Annotated in this window: 16 protein-coding genes; 7 read left to right on the plus strand and 9 right to left on the minus strand. The window is 64.3% G+C overall.

Annotated features, from left to right (window positions below):
• Window positions 1–105 precede the first annotated feature (105 nt).
• Entirely contained in the window at window positions 106–354 is a 249-nt protein-coding gene (locus K3756_RS10245; protein ID WP_259987114.1) for a peptidase, read from the plus strand.
• Here the strand turns inward: K3756_RS10245 and K3756_RS10250 are convergent.
• Window positions 333–1,415 (minus strand): zinc ABC transporter substrate-binding protein, encoded by a 1,083-nt coding sequence (locus K3756_RS10250; protein WP_259987116.1) that lies wholly within the window; start codon window positions 1,413–1,415, stop codon window positions 333–335. The genes K3756_RS10245 and K3756_RS10250 overlap by 22 nt on opposite strands.
• Window positions 1,416–1,499: 84 nt before the next feature.
• Here K3756_RS10250 and K3756_RS10255 point away from each other — a divergent pair, with 84 nt between their 5' ends.
• The 6 genes from K3756_RS10255 to pcaG are packed head-to-tail and all read left to right on the plus strand — an operon-like array spanning window position 1,500 to window position 6,069.
• A complete protein-coding gene (locus K3756_RS10255; RefSeq protein ID WP_259987118.1) occupies window positions 1,500–1,982 on the plus strand; it encodes a transcriptional repressor in 483 nt (160 codons plus the stop codon).
• Window positions 1,979–2,731 carry a metal ABC transporter ATP-binding protein gene (locus tag K3756_RS10260; RefSeq protein WP_259987119.1) on the plus strand — a complete coding sequence of 251 codons (753 nt, stop codon included), beginning with the start codon at window positions 1,979–1,981 and terminating at the stop codon, window positions 2,729–2,731. Before K3756_RS10255 ends, K3756_RS10260 begins: the two co-directional genes overlap by 4 nt.
• The gene (locus tag K3756_RS10265; protein ID WP_259987121.1) at window positions 2,731–3,522 is read left to right on the plus strand and encodes a metal ABC transporter permease; all 792 of its coding nucleotides are present in this window, start codon (window positions 2,731–2,733) and stop codon (window positions 3,520–3,522) included. Before K3756_RS10260 ends, K3756_RS10265 begins: the two co-directional genes overlap by 1 nt.
• 56 nt (window positions 3,523–3,578) lie before the next feature.
• Window positions 3,579–4,748, plus strand: a complete 1,170-nt coding sequence (gene pobA, locus K3756_RS10270) for a 4-hydroxybenzoate 3-monooxygenase (RefSeq protein ID WP_259987123.1) — start codon at window positions 3,579–3,581, stop codon at window positions 4,746–4,748.
• Window positions 4,748–5,482, plus strand: coding sequence for a protocatechuate 3,4-dioxygenase subunit beta (gene pcaH, locus K3756_RS10275; protein WP_259987124.1), 735 nt, complete (start codon window positions 4,748–4,750; stop codon window positions 5,480–5,482). Before pobA ends, pcaH begins: the two co-directional genes overlap by 1 nt.
• Window positions 5,482–6,069 carry a protocatechuate 3,4-dioxygenase subunit alpha gene (gene pcaG, locus K3756_RS10280; protein WP_259987125.1) on the plus strand — a complete coding sequence of 196 codons (588 nt, stop codon included), beginning with the start codon at window positions 5,482–5,484 and terminating at the stop codon, window positions 6,067–6,069. The genes pcaH and pcaG overlap by 1 nt, the downstream gene beginning before the upstream one ends.
• A gap of 64 nt (window positions 6,070–6,133) precedes the next feature.
• Here pcaG and K3756_RS10285 read toward each other — a convergent pair whose 3' ends face one another.
• Genes K3756_RS10285 through K3756_RS10320 form a run of 8 tightly spaced genes read right to left on the minus strand, consistent with a single transcriptional unit; the run spans window position 6,134 to window position 14,857 of the window.
• Window positions 6,134–6,535: a RidA family protein gene (locus K3756_RS10285; protein WP_259987126.1), complete on the minus strand. Its 402-nt coding sequence runs from the start codon at window positions 6,533–6,535 to the stop codon at window positions 6,134–6,136.
• Window positions 6,536–6,550: 15 nt separating this feature from the next.
• On the minus strand, window positions 6,551–7,741 hold the full coding sequence (gene kynU / locus K3756_RS10290) for a kynureninase (RefSeq protein WP_259987127.1): 1,191 nt from the start codon (window positions 7,739–7,741) through the stop codon (window positions 6,551–6,553).
• 20 nt (window positions 7,742–7,761) lie between these two features.
• On the minus strand, window positions 7,762–9,384 hold the full coding sequence (locus K3756_RS10295; protein ID WP_259987128.1) for an AMP-binding protein: 1,623 nt from the start codon (window positions 9,382–9,384) through the stop codon (window positions 7,762–7,764).
• 3 nt (window positions 9,385–9,387) lie between these two features.
• On the minus strand, window positions 9,388–10,536 hold the full coding sequence (locus K3756_RS10300) for an acyl-CoA dehydrogenase family protein (RefSeq protein WP_259987129.1): 1,149 nt from the start codon (window positions 10,534–10,536) through the stop codon (window positions 9,388–9,390).
• A 56-nt stretch (window positions 10,537–10,592) separates the two neighbouring features.
• Complete coding sequence (locus K3756_RS10305; RefSeq protein WP_259987130.1) at window positions 10,593–11,393, minus strand: enoyl-CoA hydratase family protein; 801 nt, start codon at window positions 11,391–11,393, stop codon at window positions 10,593–10,595.
• Window positions 11,383–11,841: a MarR family winged helix-turn-helix transcriptional regulator gene (locus tag K3756_RS10310; protein WP_259987131.1), complete on the minus strand. Its 459-nt coding sequence runs from the start codon at window positions 11,839–11,841 to the stop codon at window positions 11,383–11,385. The genes K3756_RS10305 and K3756_RS10310 overlap by 11 nt, the downstream gene beginning before the upstream one ends.
• The gene (locus K3756_RS10315) at window positions 11,838–12,569 is read right to left on the minus strand and encodes an SDR family NAD(P)-dependent oxidoreductase (protein ID WP_259987134.1); all 732 of its coding nucleotides are present in this window, start codon (window positions 12,567–12,569) and stop codon (window positions 11,838–11,840) included. The genes K3756_RS10310 and K3756_RS10315 overlap by 4 nt, the downstream gene beginning before the upstream one ends.
• Window positions 12,566–14,857, minus strand: a complete 2,292-nt coding sequence (locus K3756_RS10320) for a bifunctional salicylyl-CoA 5-hydroxylase/oxidoreductase (RefSeq protein ID WP_259987135.1) — start codon at window positions 14,855–14,857, stop codon at window positions 12,566–12,568. The genes K3756_RS10315 and K3756_RS10320 overlap by 4 nt, the downstream gene beginning before the upstream one ends.
• Window positions 14,858–14,967: the final 110 nt, after the last annotated feature.

Raw genomic sequence — 14,967 nt, forward strand, 5'->3', positions numbered from 1 at the left:
GGGGCCTGACGCGCGACCGCCCCCTTGCCCGGGGGCCCGGCCTGCTTTATTCTGCGCCCGGCAGACCGCCGGGTCCACGGCGCTGTTTACCTGAAAGTTCTGGAAATGACGCTTTTGAAGCTGGCTCGGTTCGAGCAGCCGTTGAAGTGGGTGGCGCTGGCGCTCGGCCTGTGCAGTACCGTGTCGATCGTGCAGGACAGACAACTGGCCGCGATGCTGTTCGGCCTGCCGTTCTGTCTGATCTGGGTGTTCTGCGGCTGGCTGCGCACCGAACCACAGCTGAAATACATCAACATCGTGTTCAGCGCGCTCTACGCCTACGGCATCGTGCGTTACTTCGTGCTGGGTGCCTGACCGCCCAGACACGCGACCAACGCCTGCCCCAGATTGCGCAGCATTCCAACGTAGGAATCGCCGCCCAACGGGTCGAGCGTGCCAATTGCCGTGTCATGACCCTCGACCGCGACCTGCAACAGGGCAGGATCGATCTGCGGCTCGGCAAAGGCACAGCGCACGGGCGTTTCGCTCAGCGCATCGCGCAGCGCCTGCACCCGCGCGGGTCCGGGGCTGACCGCATCGCCAAGCGACACAGCCCCCACCGCCTCGATCCCGAAACGGGCCTCGAAATAATGAAACGCATCGTGCAGCACCAGAAACGGCACATCCTGCACCGGCGCCAGCTCTTCGGCCAGCGTCTGGCGCAGCGTCTCCAGCTCGGCCTGCAGGGCTTGGGCATTCGCCGTATAGGTTTGCGCATTCTGCGGATCCTGTTCTGAGAGGGCCTGCGCAATCGACGCTGCCCAGACCGCCCCGTTCACAGGGTCCAGCCACGCATGCGGATCGACACCGTCATGCCCGTGATGGTCGCCATGGTCCGCGTGATCTTCGTGGACCGCATGATCCTCGTCCGCGCCGTGGGCCTCATGGTCCCCGTGATCATCGTGGTCCTTGTGGTCGCCGTGATCCTCATGGTCCTCGTGATCCGCATGATCGCCATGGTCCTCGTGACCGTCATGCCCCTCCGCGCCCTCACCGTGACCGTGGTCATGCGCCTCAAAGGTCACCCCCGTCCGGAATTCCAGCAGCTGCGTTCCCTCCACCTCCAGCAATGTCAGCGTCGTGGCATCCGCGCCCAGCGTCTCTATCGGGTCGCGCATCCATCCGGTCAGTGACGGGCCGATCCAGACCACCATATCCGCCTGCCCCAGCGCACGGGCGTCCGACGGGCGCATCGCGTAATCATGGGGCGACGTGCCCGGCTGGACCAGCACCTCGGGCGTTCCTACCCCATCCATCACCCGCGCCACGATCGCCGCCACCGGCGCAATATCCGTGACCACCTTGGGCACATCGGCGGCAACCGCCTGCGTGCTTAGCGTAAAACCGGCCAGTGCGGCGCGCAGGAATGGGGTCATCATCTCTCTCCAAAATCAGGATTCGGCATCTTGCTAACAGCGATGTTATAACATATCAATCCCCGACAAACGGACGGAGACATCATGTCTGACCCCATCGCCTTTCATGACCACGATCACACCGCCTGTGTCGCATCGACCCTGCGCGAGGCCGAAAGCCATTGCGCGGACACCGGTTTGCGGCTGACCCCCGTGCGCCGCCGGGCGCTGGAAATCCTGCTGGCCGAGCACCGGGCGCTGGGGGCCTACGACCTGCTGGCGCATCTGACCGCCGAAGGGCTGGGCGCGGGTCCGCCCGTGGCTTACAGGGCGCTCGATTTTCTGGTCAAGGCGGGGTTCGCCCATAAGATCGAAGCGCTCAATGCCTACGTGGCCTGCGCCCATCTGGGCCGCGATCACGCCCCCGCCTTTCTGATTTGCCGCGCCTGCCAGTCGGTCGCCGAGGCGGGCACCGATCCGGCCGCCGGCCGGTTGGGCGACGCGGCCCGCGCCGCGGGCTTCAAAATCGAACGCACCGTGGTCGAGGCACAGGGCCTCTGCCCCGCTTGCCAGGAAGACACTGAATGACACTGATCGAAACACGCAATCTCACGCTCGGCTACGGCGGCAACACCGTGCTGCGCGGCGTGAACCTCAGCCTCTCGGCGGGCGAAATCGTCACCATCGTCGGGCCCAACGGGTCGGGCAAATCCTCGCTGCTTCGGGCGCTGATCGGGGCGCTGCCCGCCACCTCCGGCAGCATCAGACGGCGGGACGGTCTGCGCATCGGCTACGTCCCGCAAAGCCTGTCGATCGACGCCACCCTGCCCATCACCGTCACCCGGTTTCTCGGCCTGCCGCGGCGGGCCGCCCCCGACGCCACCGCCGCCGCGCTTGCCACGGCGGGTGCCTCCGATCTGGGCAACCGCCAGCTTGCGGCGCTGTCGGGCGGGCAATTCCAGCGGGTCCTGCTGGCGCGGGCGCTCCTGTCGGACCCCGACATCCTGATCCTCGACGAAGCCACCCAGGGGCTCGACCAACCCGGTGCCGCCAGCTTCTACCGCCAGATCGAAGCGGTGCGTGCCGCACGGGGCTGCGCGGTGCTGATGGTCAGCCACGATCTGCACGTGGTGATGGCCGCCTCCGACCGGGTCCTGTGCCTCAACGGGCACGTCTGCTGCGAAGGTGCGCCGCACGTTGTGGCCGACGCCCCCGAATACCGCGCCCTCTTCGGCACCGGCACCCAAGGCGCACTAGCGCTCTACCGCCACCACCATGATCACGACCATGACCATGACCACGATCATGCGCACGACCATCACGAAGGAGCGGCCTGATGCTCGACGATTTTGCGATCCGCGCGCTGCTGGCCGGGCTGGGCGTGGCGCTGGCCGCGGCACCGCTGGGGTGTTTTGTGATCTGGCGGCGCATGGCCTACTTCGGCGACGCCACCAGCCACGCGGCCCTCTTAGGCGTGGCGCTGGCGCTCGCCACCGATTTGCCGGTCTTTGCAGGCGTGCTCGCGGTGGCGCTGGCGATGGCACTTCTGGTCTCGGGGCTGGGACAGCGGCAACTGGGCACCGACGCGCTGCTGGGGGTGCTGGCGCACGCCGCGCTGGCGCTGGGTCTGGTGGCCGTGTCTCTATCGGGACAGGTGCGCGTGGACCTCGACAGCTATCTCTTCGGTGAAATTCTCGCCGTGACACGCGGCGATCTGGTGGTGATCTGGTCAGGGGCCGCGGTGGTGGTGGGGCTGCTGGCGTGGCGCTGGCAGGCACTGTTGACCAGCACGCTCTCGCCCGATCTGGCCAGCGCCAGCGGGCTCAACCCGCGGCGCGAACAACTGGTGCTGACGCTGGCACTGGCCGTGACGGTCGCAGTGGCGATCAAGGTCGTCGGCGCGCTGCTGATCGCGGCCATGCTGGTGATCCCCGCCGCCGCCGCACGGCCCCTGGCGCGCACGCCCGAAACCATGGCGGCAGGCGCCAGCGCGCTGGCGGGGGCAGCGGTGCTGGCAGGGCTCTGGGGCTCGTTCCGGCTCGACACACCGACCGGACCCAGCATCGTGGCGGCCGCGGCACTGGCCTTTGCCCTGACCGCAGCCATCGGGGCCGTCCTGCGGCGCTAAAACCGCTGGCCTTTCACGGCAAAGCGAATACCCTGCCCGCAAAAGGCGGAGGTATCATGCGAACGCAAGTGGTGATAATCGGCGGCGGGCCGTCGGGGCTGTTGCTGGGACAACTGCTGCATGGCATCGGCGTCGACGCGGTCGTGCTGGAACGGCAGACACGCGCATACGTGCTGGGCCGGATCCGCGCGGGCGTGCTGGAACAGGGGCTCGTGGGGCTGCTGGAACAGGCAGGCGTCGCCGGACGCATGCACGCCGAAGGCTTTGTGCACGACGGCACGCTGATCGCGCATGACAACGACATGTTCCGCGTGGATTTCGCCAAACACACCGGCGCGCGCGTGATGGTCTATGGCCAGACCGAAGTCACCCGCGATCTGTATGACGCCCGCGCCGCATGCGGTGCGCGCACGGTCTTTGACGTCGAGGATGTGCGCATCACCGGGGCCGACAGCGACGCGCCCGAGGTAAGCTACACGGTCGCAGGCACCCGGCACACCGTGTCGTGCGATTTCGTGGCAGGCTGCGACGGCTTTCACGGGGTCAGCCGGCGCAGCATTCCCGAAGAGACGCGGCGCGAATACGAAAAGGTCTACCCCTTCGGCTGGCTGGGCATCCTGTCGCAAACCCCACCCGTCAATGACGAGCTGATCTACGCAAACTCGCCGCGCGGCTTCGCGCTGTGCTCGATGCGCAACGCAAACCTCAGCCGCTACTATATCCAGTGCAGCATGGCCGACCGGGTGGAAAACTGGTCGGACGACGACTTCTGGACCGAACTGAAACGCCGCCTGCCCGATCAGGTGCTGTCACAGTTGCACACCGGCCCGTCGATCGAAAAATCCATCGCCCCGCTGCGGTCCTTTGTCACCGAACCGATGCGCTGGGGGCGGTTGTTCCTGTGTGGCGATGCCGCGCATATCGTACCGCCCACGGGGGCCAAGGGGCTCAACACCGCCGCCTCCGACGTGCATTACCTTTTCGAGGGCCTCAGCGCCTTCTACCGCGACAACGACCCCGAAGCGCTCGACCGCTACTCCGAACGCGCCCTCGCCCGCGTCTGGAAGGCCGAGCGGTTCTCGTGGTGGTTCTCGACCCTGATGCACCGCTTTCCCGATCAATCGCCGTTCGATCTGCGGATGCAGGTGGCCGAACTGGACTTCTTGCGCTCCAATGACGCGGCCCAACGCGCCATGGCCGAAAACTACGTGGGGCTGCCCTACTGATGACCGACACACCGCCCACCGGATACCTCCCGCGCGATCCCGCCAGCCACCCGCGCCGACGCCATCCCGGCTATAAATCCAGCCTCAAGCGCAGCCCGACCCACGCGCCGCTGGTCCTGCCCACCTCCGCCTCCGAAGAAACCGGGCCGGTGTTCGGCCATGCGGCGCTGGGGCCGCGCGACGGCGATCTGCTGCACAATTTCGGACCGCAGGATCAATCCGCCATCGGGCCGCGTATCATCGTGCACGGGCAGGTCCGCGATCAGTTTTCCCGCCCCGTCGCAGGCGCCCTGCTCGAGCTGTGGCAGGCCAACGCGGGCGGGCGGTACCGGCACAAGAACGAAGGCTACATCGCCCCGCTGGACCCCAATTTCGGGGGATGCGGGCGCGTGATTACCGATGAACAGGGCCGCTACGAGGTGCGCACGGTCCAGCCCGGCCCCTACCCCTGGCCCAACGGCCCGAATGACTGGCGGCCCGCGCATATCCATTTTTCGGTCTTCGGGCACGGCTTTGCCCAACGGCTGATCACGCAGATGTATTTCGAGGGCGATCCGCTCATTGCCCGGTGCCCCATCGTGCAGGCCATCGCCGATCCCGCGGCGGTCGATCGGCTGATCGCGCCTTTCGATCTCGACCATACCGCACCGATGGACGCGCGCGCCTACCGCTTTGACATCACCCTGCGGGGGCGCCACCAGACCCATTTTGAAAACCGACCCGAGGGGCTGTGATGAGCGATCTTCCCGAAACCGCGAGCCAGACCGCCGGACCTTACGTGCACATCGGCTGCACGCCCAACGCGGCGGGTCTCACCGGCGTCTATCCCGAAGATATGGGCGCACGGATGATCACCGCGCAGGCGACAGGGCCGCGTATCGCGCTGACCGGTCTGATCCTCGACGGTGACGGCGCGCCGATGGGCGACGCGATGATCGAAGCCTGGCACCCCGATGCCGCGGGCCGTTTCGCGGGCGATCCGCTGGCCGACCCGCACGCGACGGGCTTCGGGCGCGCCGCCACGGATGCCACCGGCCGTTACCGGTTCGAGACGATCAAGCCCGGAGCCATCGCATTGCCCGCCGGTGGGATGCAGGCCGCCCACATCACCCTGTGGATCGTCGCACGCGGCATCAATATCGGCCTGCACACCCGCGCCTATTTCGCCGATGATCCGGCACTTGGCGCTGATCCGGTTCTGTCTGGCATTAAGGACCGTGACCGGGTCGGCACCCTGCTGGCCCATCCCGATGGCGGGGGCACCTACCGTTTCGATATCCGGGTGCAAGGTGCTGACGAAACGGTGTTTTTCGACGCCTGAGAAAGCGTGCCGCCGGTGTATGCACAGACGGTGTACGCGCGGTGCACAGCGTGTGACACTATCCTCAGCCCGTTGAAATCACCGCCGTCGCCTCGATCTCGACCTTGGCTTCGTCCTCGATCAGCCCCGCCACCACGACCATCGCCATCGCGGGAAAATGGCGGCCCATCACCGCGCGATAGGCCCGCCCCACTTCCGCCTGTGCGGCAAGGTATTCGGCCTTGTCGGTGACGTACCACGTCAGGCGCATGATGTCCTCGGGCGTGCCGCCCGCCGCTTCGACCACGTCCCGGATGTTGCGCAAGGCCTGGGTCATTTGTCCAATGAAATCATGCGCTTCGAACCGTTGATCGGCTGTCCAGCCGATCTGGCCACCAACAAAAAGATGTCCGTCCGCGCTGAGCATTCCGTTGGCATAGCCCTTTGCGGGGGCCCATCCTTCGGGCTGGATGACTTGATGCGACATACGTGGCTCCTTTTCTCAGGTGACTTTGCCGCGGATCTTGTATTTTTCCTGATCCCACAAGCGGTTATCCATCACGTCCTTGATGACGGCGACCGCGGCACTGACGTCTGCGGCATCGATATACATCGGCGTGAACCCGAACCGCATGATATCGGGCGCCCGGAAATCCCCGATCACACCACGGTCGATCACCGCCTGCATCGCGGCATAGCCTTCGTCGAAGGACCACGACACCTGACTGCCCCGCGTCCGCGGGTCGCGCGGGCTGGCCAGCGTCAACTGCGGCACGTCACGCTCGATCTCTTCGATAAACTGCTCCTGCAACGCGACCGACGCCGCGCGCAGCGCGTCCATGTCCACGTCTGCCCAAAGCTCCATCGCGACCTCGAGTGCTGTCAGCTGGATCACGGGCGGCGTTCCGACGCGCATCCGCTCGATGCCCGACCCTGCCTTGTATTTCAGATCAAAAGCAAAGGGTTGGCGGTGGCCAAGCCATCCGCTCAGCGCCGGTTCGACCTTATCGGCCAGATCGGGGCGCACGTAGATGAACGCCGGTGCGCCCGGCCCCCCGTTGAGATATTTATAGGTGCACCCGATGGCAAACTCGCATCCCGACCCCGCCAGATCGACCGGCAAGGCCCCGGCGGAATGGGCCAGATCCCACACCATCACGGCACCGCTCGCATGCGCCATTTCGGTCACCGCGCGCATGTCGTGCTTGCGCCCTGTGCGGTAATCCACCTCGGTCAGCATCACCGCCGCGACACTGTCGTCTATCGCCTCTGCCACCTCTTCGGGGGCGACGGTTTTCAGCGTGTAGCCCTGCTCCAGCAGCCCGACCAGACCCTCTGCCATATACAGATCCGACGGAAAATTGCCGGTATCGCTGAGGATGACACGGCGGTCGGGGTTCAGCTTGACCGCCGAGGCCAGCGCCTGAAACACCTTGATGGACAGGGTGTCGCCCATCACCACCGATCCCTCGGGTGCGCCAATGATGCCGGCCACCATGTTACCCACGCGGGACGGCTGGTCCATCCAACCGGCCTTGTTCCAGCCGCGGATCAGCATCTCCCCCCATTCCGCGTTCAACATCTGCTGCACACGTTCGGGCACCTCGCGCGGTATTGGCCCGAGTGAGTTGCCATCCAGATAGATAACGCCTTCGGGCAGGACAAATGCCTCTTTACGCAGGATATTGGACAAGTGCGGGTCTCCTTCGGGGATCATTTGAAGTTCTGTTCGCGCAGGGCGAACCGTTGGATTTTGCCCGTCGCGGTCTTGGGCAACGCCTCGATAAAACGCACATCGCGCGGGTATTTGTAAGGGGCGATCGTCGCCTTCACGTGATCCTGCAATGCCTTGACGGTTGCCGCGTTCGCCGCTGTGCCTTCGGTCAGCACGACATGCGCCTGCACGATGCTGCCGCGCGCGTCGTCGGGGGCGCCCACCACGCCGCATTCGCTTACTGCCGGATGCGACAGAAGTGCGGCCTCCACCTCGGGGCCCGCGATATTATAGCCCGCAGATACGATCATGTCATCGTTGCGGGCGGCAAAATGCAGATACCCCTGCGCGTCCATCACAAAGCTGTCGCCCGTCACGTTCCAGCCGTCCTGAACATAGCTTTGCTGGCGATCATCATCGAGATAGCGACACCCCGTGGGCCCCCGCACGGCCAGGCGGCCGACAACGCCGTGCGGCACTTGCGCGCCCGCCGCATCGATGATCTTCGCCTCATATCCGCGCACGGGTTTGCCGGTGCAGCCCGCACGGTGATCGTCAAAGCGGTTCGTCACGAAAATATGCAGTATCTCTGTCGCGCCAATGCCATCGAGCATCGGCTTGCCGGTCTTTTCCTGCCACTCATGATACACTGGCGCTGGCAACGTTTCGCCCGCACTGACGGCGGCGCGCAGGGAGGTGAGGTCCGCGCCCTCTTCCATCGCCTGCAGCATCGCGCGGTAGGCGGTCGGCGCGGTGAAACACACCGTCGCCCGGAATTTTTCGATGATTTCGATCATATTCGGCGGGCTCGCCGTTTCCAGAAGCGTCGCCGCCGCCCCGAAGCGCAGCGGAAACACCGCCAGCCCCCCAAGCCCGAATGTAAAGGCCAGCGGGGGCGACCCCACAAACACGTCATCGGGGGTCACCTGCAGGACCTCGCGGGCATAGCCATCCGCGATGATCAACAGATCGCGGTGAAAATGCATCGTCGCCTTCGGATCGCCCGTCGTGCCCGATGTAAACCCCAGTAGCGCCACATCATCCTGCGCGGTATCGACCGCGTCAAAATCGACCGGCTTCTCCAGCGCCAGCCGGTCCAGCTCCGCATCGTGATTGGAGGTGCCGTCGAAGCCCACAACCGTGCGCAAATGCTCGGATGTCTTGGCGCAGGCGGCCATCTCGTCCATCAGACGGGTGTCGCAGAGCGCGTGACTGATGCGGGCCTTGTCGACAATCGCGCCAAGCTCGACCGCGCGCAGCATCGGCATGGTATTCACGACCACGGCACCCGCCTTTGTCGCGGCAAGCCAGCAGGCAACCATTGCCGGATTGTTGGCCGAGCGGATCAACACGCGGTTGCCCGGTTTCAACCCGAGGTTCTCGACCATCGCTCTCGCCAAACGGTTGGTCCAGTCCGCCAGCTCCTTATAGGTGCGCCGACGGCCGTTTCCGATCAGCGCCGTGCGGTCCCCAAACCCGCGCCTGACCATATCGTCGGTCAGGGCAACGCCGACATTCAACCGTTCGGGATAGTCAAAACCCGCCAGCAGAAGATCCGGCCAAAGGGCGGGATCGGGCAGATTGTCACGCGCAAAACTGTCGGTGTGACCGGAGCGGTGCATGGCTCAGCTCCCCCCCAGCGTCTGGCGGGCAATCACGACGCGTTGCACGTCCGATGCTCCCTCATAGATGCGCAAAGCACGGATCTCGCGGTACAGGCTTTCCACCATCTGGCCGCTGCGCACCCCGTCTCCACCGTGCAATTGCACGGCTGTATCAATCACTCTCTGGGCATGGTCCGTCGCAAAAAGCTTGGCCATCGCCGCCTCGCGGGTCACGCGGGGTGCGCCGGCGTCCTTGGTCCATGCCGCGCGGTACACCAAAAGCGCCGATGCATCGATGTCCACCGCCATATCCGCAATGTGGCCCTGCACCATCTGCAAATCAGCAAGAGGCTTGCCCTGAACGTGCCGCGCCGTGACCCGTGCGATGGCCTCATCCAACGCGCGCCGCGCAAACCCCAAAGCGGCAGCCGCCACCGTCGAGCGGAAAACATCAAGAACGGACATGGCTATCGCAAAGCCCTGACCCGCCTGTCCCACCAACGCCGAAACCGGAAGCCTGCAGTCGCTGAATTGCAAGGTGGCCAAAGGATGGGGCGCCATGACCTGCAACCGCTCCGTGACCGCGAGCCCCGGCGTGTCTGCCGGTACGACAAAGGCCGACAGCCCCCGCGCACCGGGCCCCTCGCCGGTGCGGGCAAACACGGTATAGACATCCGCGATGCCGCCGTTCGAAATCCACGTCTTTTTGCCGTTCAACACAAAATCATCGCCGTCACGCTCCGCCGTCATGGTCGAATTTGCAACGTCCGACCCCGATTGCGGCTCCGTCAGCGCAAATGCCGCAATTGCCGCTCCCGTGCGCGTCTTGGGCAACCACGTGGCGCGCTGCGCGGCTGTCCCGAAAAGCGATATGGCCCCTGTACCCAACCCCTGCATGGCAAAGGCAAAATCCGCCAACCCATCATGACGGGCCAGCGTTTCGCGGATCAGACACAGGCTGCGCACATCCAAAGGCGCATCATCCGAAACTGCAGAGTGCTCGAGCCATCCGGCACGGCCCATACGCGCAACCAGATCGCGGCAGGCGACATCGACGTCGCTGTGGTCCACGTCAGCCAACTGCGCCGCGGCCCACGCGTCTAACTCATCGGCCAGCACCCTGTGGCGCGGCTCAAAGAACGGCCAGTCCAGAAAACTTCGGTCAGACATGCCACCCTCCGTGCACCTTCATTTTGCCTTTAAACTCACATCCCGACCGCGCCACTCTAGTTGCCCTCGAAAACGGGCGTCTGCTTGGCCACAAACGCCTCATAGGCCCGCGTGAAATCGGCGGTTTGCATACAGATCGCCTGCGCCTGTGCCTCTGCCTCGATGGCCTGCTCAATCGACATGGACCACTCCTGCGCCAGCATTGTCTTGGTCATCATGTGGCCGAAATTCGGGCCGGCGCGCAGACGCCGCGCCATGTCGGCCGCCGCTGCGTCCAGATCGTCTGCCGCAACGACCCTGTTGTAAAATCCCCAGCGTTCGCCTTCCTCGGCCGACATGGACCGACCTGTGTACAACAACTCCGCCGCGCGGCCCTGTCCAATCAGCCGCGGAAGGATTGCGCATGCCCCCATGTCACACCCGGCAAGACCGACGCGGGTGAACAAAAACGCACATTTCGCACGGTCCGACGCGATCCGCAGGTCCGAGGCCATCGCGATAATGGCGCCCGCGCCCACGCACACGCCATCGATGGCTGCAATCACCGGTTTGCCACAATTGACGATGGCCTTGACCAGATCTCCGGTCATGCGGGTGAACTGCAACAGCTCTTTCATGCTCATCTTTGTGAGCGGTCCGATAATATCGTGCACGTCCCCGCCAGAACTGAAATTGCCTCCGTTAGACCCAAAGACCACCACATCGACGTCATCGGCATAGACGAGGTCGCGAAACCAGTCGCGCAGTTCCGCGTAGCTTTCAAAGGTCAGCGGGTTCTTGCGGTCCGGCCGATCCAGACGCAGGGTCGCGATACGGTCTTCGATCACGCATTGGAAATGGGTCACATCACTGCGCATGGCTGAATTCCTTTTCATCGCGGGTGTCCGCGAACCTGTTGAGTGTCTGGGCAAGTGCGCGGGCGTCTTGCGGGCTGAAGCCTGCCAAAAGCTCATTGATCCAGGCTTCGTGGGCTGCGGCCTGCCGCGCAAACTCCGCCGCCCCCGCCGCCGTGAGCCGCAGCAACATCGCACGGCGGTCGTCTGGCACGGGCACCCGCTCCACCAGCCCTTCGTCGGCCAGACGATCGGCGATGCCGGTGACATTGCCGTTCGACACACGCAAAAGGCTCGAAAGACGGCTCATCTTGAGGCCCTCGGGATGCCGCGAAAGGGCGGCAAGCACATCGAACCGCGGCAATGTCGTATCATGCTCGAGACGAAAGCGGTTGCGCAGGTCCCCCTCGACCGCACGGGTGATCTTCAACAGCCGCAACCACAGGCGCAGGCGGTCCTTGGCACCGCTCATACCTCACCGCCAGACAGCGTGAGGGTGTGACCGTTCACCGATCCTGCTGCATCTGACAAAAGGTACTGAACGGCGGCAGACACTTCAGCGGTTTCGACAAAGCGGTTCTGTGGATTCGATTTCTTCAAGATGTTCTTCGCTTCTTCTTCATTTTTTCCAGTGGCTTGCACGATGTTACTCACGCTATGCGTTAGGAGCGGTGTATCGATGAACCCCGGACAGACGGCGTTGACGGTGATGCCACTGCGCGCCAGTTCCACGGCGAGCGCGCGGGTCAGCCCCACCACGCCATGTTTGGCCGCAACGTATCCCGCCACATACGGATACCCCTTGAGCCCGGCGGTCGAGGCCACCGCGATCAACCGGCCCTTGCCCGCCTGTTTCATCCCCTCTAGCGCCGCCTGCCAGACGTTGAACACACCCGTCACGTTGACGGCCAGCATGGCGGTCACATCCTGTGCGGTCATCCGGTCGAACGGCGCGGAATGGGCGGCGCCTGCGTTGGCGACGACACCGGTAATCGCGCCGCGCGCGGCTGCCGCGTCCGCAAAAGCCGCGCGTACCGCATCGGGATCGTTCACGTCGCAAATCGCATAGGGCAGTTCTTGCGCGGCAAGCGGTGCGTCGCGCCGGCCCATGATGGTCACCGCCGCGCCACGCGCCGCGATGTCATGCGCGATGCGGGCACCCACCCCCGTCCCGCCGCCGGTGATGACAACGTGGCTCATACCTGCTCCATATCCGCGGCGCGGTCCGCAAGGCGCCAAAGCTGGTCGCGCCCCGCCTCATAGGGGCGTGGCCAGGCCGCGTGACGGTCGCCGATGCGGGCCCCTTCCCGTAGTGTCCAGTAAGGATCGGCAAGATGCGCGCGTGCAAGGCACACCAGATCGGCCCTGCCTGCCATCAGAATGGAGTTGACGTGATCGGCCTCGTAAATATTGCCGACGGCCATGGTCTTGATCCCCCCGTCGTTGCGAATGCGATCGGAAAAGGGGGTCTGGAACATGCGGCCATAGACCGGCTGCGCCTGCGTCGAGGTCTGCCCTGCCGACACGTCGATGATATCCGCACCGGCAGCTTCGAACATGGACGCGATGGTCACCGCCTCTTCGGGCGTGACCCCGTCATCGCCCGCCCAATCGCTGGCCGAGATGCGCACCGACATAGGCTTGCCCGAGGGCCAGGTGGCACGCATCGCAGCGAAGACTTCGAGCGGATAGCGCATACGGTTTTCCAGCAATCCCCCGTAGGCATCGTCGCGTTTGTTCGACAGCGGCGAAATGAAGCTCGAAATCAGATATCCGTGGGCGGCGTGCAGTTCGATCATGTCGAAGCCCGCCCGCTCGGCCATTTGGGTGGCGGCCACAAAATCCGCCTTGATCGCGTCCATATCGGCGCGGGTTGCCGCCCGGGGCGTCTGGTTTTCGTCCGACCAGGGTATGGCCGAGGCCGACACAAGCGGCCAATTGCCGTCTTTCAGTGGCAGGTCCATGCCTTCCCACCCGATGCGGGTCGACCCCTTGCGCCCGGCATGACCGATCTGGCAACAGATTTTGGCTTCCGTCTCGGCGTGGACAAAATCGGTCAACCGCCGCCACGCTTTTTCGTGCGCGGGATCGTAAAGGCCCGGACATCCCGGTGTGATGCGCCCTTGCTCGGAGACGCAGGTCATTTCCGTATAGAGCAGGCCCGCGCCGCCCTTTGCCCGCTCGCCGTAGTGGATCAGGTGCCAGTCGGTCGGCGTGCCGTCGACCGCCTTGTATTGTGCCATTGGCGACACGACGATGCGGTTCTCCAGCGCCATGTCGCGCAGCTTGAAGGGCGCAAACATCGGCGGCCGCACAGGGCCGTTCGCGCCCGCGCCTGCCTGCTCCATGAACCACCGCTCGGCCCCTTCGAGCCATCCTGCATCGCGCGTCCGCAGGTTTTCGTGGCTGATGCGCTGCGAGCGGGTCAGCATGGAGTAGTTAAGCTGCACCGGGTCCAGATCCAGATAACGCTCGACATCCTCGAACCATTCTACGGAATTGCGCGCCGCGGATTGCAGGCGCAGCACCTCCAGACGCCGGACTTCTTCGTATTTCTCGAAAGCGCGGGGTAAATCGGGCTCGATGCTTACATGCTCTGCAAGGCTGATTGCGGATTCCAGCGCCAGCTTGGTCCCCGATCCGATCGAAAAATGGGCCGTCGCCGAAGCATCACCCAGCAACACCACGTTTTCATGGCTCCAGCGTTCACACAAAACGCGGGGGAATTTGATCCAGGCCGATCCGCGGATGTGGCTGGCGTTGGTCATCAACGCGTGCCCCCCGAGGTGATCCTTGAAGATGTCCTCGCAAATCGCAATCGTTTCCTGCTGTGTTTTCTCGCCGAAACCGTAAGCGTCGAATGTCTCCTGACTGCATTCGACGATGAACGTCGCCGTATCGGGATCGAATTGGTAGGCGTGCACCCAGACCCAGCCCTTGTCTGTTTTCTCGAAAATGAAGGTGAATGCATCATCGAATTTCTGGTGTGTGCCCAACCAGACGAAGGGACACCGGCGCACGTCGATGTCAGGCTTGAAGGTCTCTTCGAACTCCATCCGTGTTTTGGAGTTGAGACCGTCACAGGCCACCACCAGATCGTAGTCATCCATGTAGGCGGAGGCGGACTTCACCTCTGTTTCGAATTGCAGATGAACGCCCAACGCGCGGGCACGCTCCTGAAGGATCAGCAGCAGGCGCTTGCGCCCTATACCACAGAACCCGTGGCCCGAACTGGTGACCGTATGCCCCTTGTGGTGCAGGGCAATGTCATCCCAATAGGCAAAATGGGCGCGGATTTCATCGGCGGATTCGGGATCGTTCCGAGCGAGATTGTCGAGCGTTTCATCCGACAGAACAACGCCCCAGCCGAACGTATCGTCGGCCCGATTGCGTTCGAGAACGGTCACCTCGGCGTCCGGCTGCCGCAGCTTGAGAGAAATCGCAAAATACAGCCCCGCGGGCCCGCCGCCCAAGCAAATCGCGCGCATTCATCTCTCCCTCTCACATCGTGATGCCAAGAAACGTAGCGCGCTGGCCCCGTTGCTTCAAGGGAGAATATTTCATATCTAAAGCAAATTGGCGTGCCGTTACCTCAGGC

Origin of the sequence: Sulfitobacter sp. S190, from assembly GCF_025141935.1 — a bacterium.
GTDB lineage: Bacteria > Pseudomonadota > Alphaproteobacteria > Rhodobacterales > Rhodobacteraceae > Sulfitobacter.

Coding starts and splice junctions, on each gene's coding strand:
- K3756_RS10315 (WP_259987134.1), bottom strand. CDS start 12,569: ATGAGCCACGTTGTCATCACCGGCGGCGGGACGGGGGTGGGTGCCCGC.
- K3756_RS10300 (WP_259987129.1), bottom strand. CDS start 10,536: ATGTCTGACCGAAGTTTTCTGGACTGGCCGTTCTTTGAGCCGCGCCAC.
- K3756_RS10295 (WP_259987128.1), bottom strand. CDS start 9,384: ATGCACCGCTCCGGTCACACCGACAGTTTTGCGCGTGACAATCTGCCC.
- K3756_RS10305 (WP_259987130.1), bottom strand. CDS start 11,393: ATGCGCAGTGATGTGACCCATTTCCAATGCGTGATCGAAGACCGTATC.
- K3756_RS10255 (WP_259987118.1), top strand. CDS start 1,500: ATGTCTGACCCCATCGCCTTTCATGACCACGATCACACCGCCTGTGTC.
- K3756_RS10250 (WP_259987116.1), bottom strand. CDS start 1,415: ATGACCCCATTCCTGCGCGCCGCACTGGCCGGTTTTACGCTAAGCACG.
- K3756_RS10260 (WP_259987119.1), top strand. CDS start 1,979: ATGACACTGATCGAAACACGCAATCTCACGCTCGGCTACGGCGGCAAC.
- K3756_RS10310 (WP_259987131.1), bottom strand. CDS start 11,841: ATGAGCGGTGCCAAGGACCGCCTGCGCCTGTGGTTGCGGCTGTTGAAG.
- K3756_RS10285 (WP_259987126.1), bottom strand. CDS start 6,535: ATGTCGCATCAAGTCATCCAGCCCGAAGGATGGGCCCCCGCAAAGGGC.
- pcaG (WP_259987125.1), top strand. CDS start 5,482: ATGAGCGATCTTCCCGAAACCGCGAGCCAGACCGCCGGACCTTACGTG.
- K3756_RS10245 (WP_259987114.1), top strand. CDS start 106: ATGACGCTTTTGAAGCTGGCTCGGTTCGAGCAGCCGTTGAAGTGGGTG.
- K3756_RS10320 (WP_259987135.1), bottom strand. CDS start 14,857: ATGCGCGCGATTTGCTTGGGCGGCGGGCCCGCGGGGCTGTATTTTGCG.
- K3756_RS10265 (WP_259987121.1), top strand. CDS start 2,731: ATGCTCGACGATTTTGCGATCCGCGCGCTGCTGGCCGGGCTGGGCGTG.
- pobA (WP_259987123.1), top strand. CDS start 3,579: ATGCGAACGCAAGTGGTGATAATCGGCGGCGGGCCGTCGGGGCTGTTG.
- pcaH (WP_259987124.1), top strand. CDS start 4,748: ATGACCGACACACCGCCCACCGGATACCTCCCGCGCGATCCCGCCAGC.